Here is a 3732-nt window from a genome sequence, read left to right as displayed (position 1 = left end):
TCACCTCATTGAGGTACACAGATCGAGCCTGCATAGGTGACGCATGAGCGATCCCGAGCCCGACGCCGACTTCCGCGAGCGCTTGCTGCGAGAAGTCCCTGACAGCGATCGGGACTTCGTGATGAGAGCGTCGGGGAAACGACTGGACGCGTTGGGTCGCAAGTACGACGTATACCGGACTGGCATACCCCTGGATGGGTTCGACGGCTTCGAGGATGGCGGCACCGAGGGTGACGATGTCTAAGCCTGAGGCAACTCGACTTCAGGCAATCCGTGAAGCGCTCACCACAAACTAAAGGCGAAGGGCATCCTGAAATGAGCGATCCGGAGCCCGACGCGATCTTCCGTCAGCGAATAATTCGCTTAGTCGACGACGAGCTTCGCCCGTTCGTCAGTATAGCGACCGGATCGGAGCTTGATGCCATCGGCAGCAAGTACGACCGGTTCAGGACCGGAGTGCCGTTGAAGGGTCTAGGAGCAGAGGGAAGCCACTCCAGATCCGAAGCGATCCGCCACCTTGTCGAGGAATTCTTGAAGGCGAAGCGCTCTTAACGGAGGCGACGGTGGACGACGAAGACCGCGACTTCGAGCACTTGCCGCTGTCCGGCTCCTTCACCCGCAATGGTGAGAGCGTCGATGTCGAGATCTTCCGCTATGCCGGCACGAAGGACCCCTGGCATCTGGCCGTGATCGGCTTGTCGTCGTGCGGCTGCACCGCATGGAATGAGATCTTCGCGAAGGATCAGGAGGCTTACGAGGCCTTCACCGCGATGGTCGAACTGGACGGCATGGCACTCTTCACGGGTGTCGTACCGCCAACGCGGCACTGACCCCGTTGGCCGTCTCGTTGAAGGGGCGCTCGACGCGGGTCGCTCGAAGCGGTCCCTATACGCCCTACATCGCTTGTATGCCCACGCTCGGCCTAAAGCTTCCACTCCGCATCTGCATCCTTGATGACGCGGCCTGCGTCGAAGACGCCAACGGCCGGCGCACCGGATTTGTCGCCTGGTCGGATGGTAGTGGCGACGCCGGCGACGAGCCGTTCACGCGCGCCGAAGCCATTGAGCAGGTCCGCCTGATCGCTAGCGCCTGGGCCGCTGCTTTGGTCGGCGGGGGCACCCTTGATACCGGACCTGACCCCGAACCGGGCGCCGCAGCTGCCGAACCCTCGCCGGAAGGTTGAAGGTACCCTCGACACCGCCATCCCGGCGGCTATCTGGCCTGGACGCGCACGGTCTACTCGACCGGCTCCGGATGGCGCGTCGGCACGCCTCGATAGTGCCGCAGGCTTGAGGAACAGCCGACGTGCGATCGGCGGTGAGAGAGAGTCAGACGCGGCTGCATTCCGTAGGTGCCTTGGATCGACACCTGTCCGTGGCAGTCCGGGCAGCGCTTGGTGACATCGCGAGGCAGCAGGCGCGCCTCCTTGAGGCTGACGGTACGCCAAGCACCGTCCACCTTCACTTCGCAGGTCTGATCAGCGGACGTCGACATGTCTGAGCATGCCGCGTCGGTAGCGCGATTGCCAGGGCAGGAAGGCCACACCGCCGGTTCGGGCGCGCCTGATCGGATCGAACCTGTTCATAGCTAGCTGGCACCGCGAGGGTTGCTGAGATGGCCTCAAGCTGTCTCGACCAGCCATCGCCCTGAAAGGTTCAGAGAGGCTGTGAACAGGTACCGGCCGACGTCATCCCGCATCAGCACCGACACCATTCGGCTTTGCTGCAGATCGGCCTTATCGATCGCGATCTCCGGTAAGGTTCTGACCGCTGCATCCCGCGCAGCGTAAGCATTAGGAAATTCTGTGCCCTCATCGTCAATTGTCGTGGCGCCATCCGAAAAATCGAAGAAGAAACGAGGCATGCGGCTCTCCAGTGATACTAGGCGGGAGCACCGGGTCTCTCAGTCGCCGCATGCCTGGATACTCCAGCTGACGATAGAGCGGTCTTGCATGCATATCGAATGCCCGCCTCAACATAGGTGATTACCTGACGACGCAAAAAGCCCGCGCCGGCGGACCGGGCGGGCTGAAGGTTGTGCGCTCCCGAGGATGAAGCAGGGAGCGCCGCGAAATGGTAGCAGCGCTGCAGGATAAGGAAAGCCCTGCGCGGCGGCTGCCGGCGGGGCTGGGTAGAGTCGATCCGTGTTGGTAGACACCTCGGCGTATAGGCGGTTCCAAGAAGCCGGAACTGCACGCGTGGCGCTGACTGTCCTACTTGGTGGTGCGAGCACCTGCGTTGCCAGTCACCCCGTCTCCGGACTTGGCGTTGCCCATGTCGCCGCCCGTCTTCGGACCCGCCGTGCCCGTCGTCATTCCGGCACCAGCCGCACCACCTTGTCCGCTTGTCATCTTCTCAGAGTCGCTCTTCACGCTGCCCGGGTTGTTCATGTTGCCCTCAGCGCTACCGCCGCCAGCAGCTGTCTGCGCGAGAGCCGGAGCCGATGCCGCGAGCAGCATCACAGCAGCAAGGCTTAGGTTTCTGATTGACATAGCGTTTTCTCCGGCCAATTGCCTTGATCACCTGAATGCAACGCCTCGACGCGGCGTATCGTTCGGTAACAACGGTCAGATCATTCGAAATGCGCGCGCTCCGGTTGGCCCTCGGATCAGGACCACCCCCTTGAACAGATTGTCGGAAGGGGCTGCCGGCGCAGTGCTCACGCGCATGCACACGCTCCCTGGGGTCCGGTGAGATAGACGACCTTCCCCGCTAGAGCCGGTCCCGCGCCGCTTGAGACGGGTTAGCGGGTAGCGCGTTGGTGGGTGAAGGAGCTTGCTTATGCCTTCACCCCTGTCTGTGGACCTGCGCGAGCGTGTCGTGGCTGCCGTGGTGGCGGGCGCCTCCTGCCATCGCGCCGCAGCCCGCTTCGGGGTCAGTGTGTCGAGCGCCAGCCGGTGGTCGGAGCGCTTCCGCCACGAGGGCCAACTCGCCTCCAAGCCGATGGGCGGCGATCACACCTCGAAGCGCATAGAGACGCATGCCGCGCTGATCCTGAGGATCTCTAAGCAGGAGCCGCGTCTTTTCCTGCGCGAGTTGCGCGATCGGCTGGCTGAGCAGCGCATCCAGACCAGCACGAGCGGCCTGTCGCGCTTCTTTGCCCGCCACGGGATCAGCTGGAAAAAGGGGCGACGTACGCAGCTGAGCAGGAGCGTGCGGACGTAAGGGCTGCTCGCGAGGCCTGGTTCGAGGCACAGCCCGAGCTCGATCCGGATCGGCTGGTGTTCCTGGATGAGACGGCGGCGGCCACCAACATGGCGCGCCGCTATGGTTGGGCTCCGCGCGGCGAGCGCTGCCGGCTCACAGCCCCGTTTGGCCACTACAAAACCACCACCATCACCGCCGCCCTGCGCACGAGCGGGCTGTGCGCCACCGCGCTATTGGACGGTCCCACGAACGGCACGCGCTTTTGCAGCTACGTCACCGAGACCCTGGTCCCGATGCTGCAGCCGGGCGACGTCGTCGTCATGGACAACCTGGCGGCCCACAAGGTTGCGGGCGTGCAGGACGCGATCGAGGCCGCAGGAGCGCGGCTGCTCTACCTTCCGTCCTACAGCCCTGATTTCAACCCGATTGAGCAGGCCTTCGCAAAGTGAAGGCGCTGCTACGCAGCGCGGCAGCCCGCACAATCCCGGATCTCTGGGCGGCGATCCGCCAAGCATTCACGTGCTTCACTCCGCAGGAGTGCCGCAACTACCTTGCCGCAGCTGGCTACGAGGATGACTTAGCCGTC

General features: G+C 63.7%; 5 protein-coding genes and 1 pseudogene. 4 read left to right on the top strand and 2 right to left on the bottom strand.

The features are described from left to right. Positions 1-43 precede the first annotated feature (43 nt). From MKL01_RS13425 to MKL01_RS13415, 3 genes are all read left to right on the top strand, one after another. Positions 44-244 carry a hypothetical protein gene (locus MKL01_RS13425; RefSeq protein WP_243905719.1) on the top strand — a complete coding sequence of 67 codons (201 nt, stop codon included), beginning with the start codon at positions 44-46 and terminating at the stop codon, positions 242-244. 319 nt (positions 245-563) lie between these two features. Then, the gene (locus MKL01_RS13420; RefSeq protein ID WP_243905718.1) at positions 564-830 is read left to right on the top strand and encodes a hypothetical protein; all 267 of its coding nucleotides are present in this window, start codon (positions 564-566) and stop codon (positions 828-830) included. A gap of 77 nt (positions 831-907) precedes the next feature. Further along, entirely contained in the window at positions 908-1183 is a 276-nt protein-coding gene (locus MKL01_RS13415; protein ID WP_243905717.1) for a hypothetical protein, read from the top strand. Positions 1184-1620: 437 nt separating this feature from the next. Here the strand turns inward: MKL01_RS13415 and MKL01_RS13410 are convergent, their stop codons facing one another. After that, a complete protein-coding gene (locus tag MKL01_RS13410) occupies positions 1621-1863 on the bottom strand; it encodes a DUF6894 family protein (protein ID WP_243905716.1) in 243 nt (80 codons plus the stop codon). A gap of 349 nt (positions 1864-2212) precedes the next feature. Next, complete coding sequence (locus tag MKL01_RS13405; protein ID WP_243905715.1) at positions 2213-2491, bottom strand: hypothetical protein; 279 nt, start codon at positions 2489-2491, stop codon at positions 2213-2215. A gap of 289 nt (positions 2492-2780) precedes the next feature. Here MKL01_RS13405 and MKL01_RS13400 point away from each other — a divergent pair. Further along, positions 2781-3732, top strand: a pseudogene (locus tag MKL01_RS13400) (IS630 family transposase); the annotation flags it as partial.

The organism is Methylobacterium sp. J-070 (assembly GCF_022829385.1).
GTDB lineage: Bacteria > Pseudomonadota > Alphaproteobacteria > Rhizobiales > Beijerinckiaceae > Methylobacterium.
Note: the sequence above shows the minus strand (reverse complement) of the source record. Positions and strands in the feature narration are given on the sequence as shown.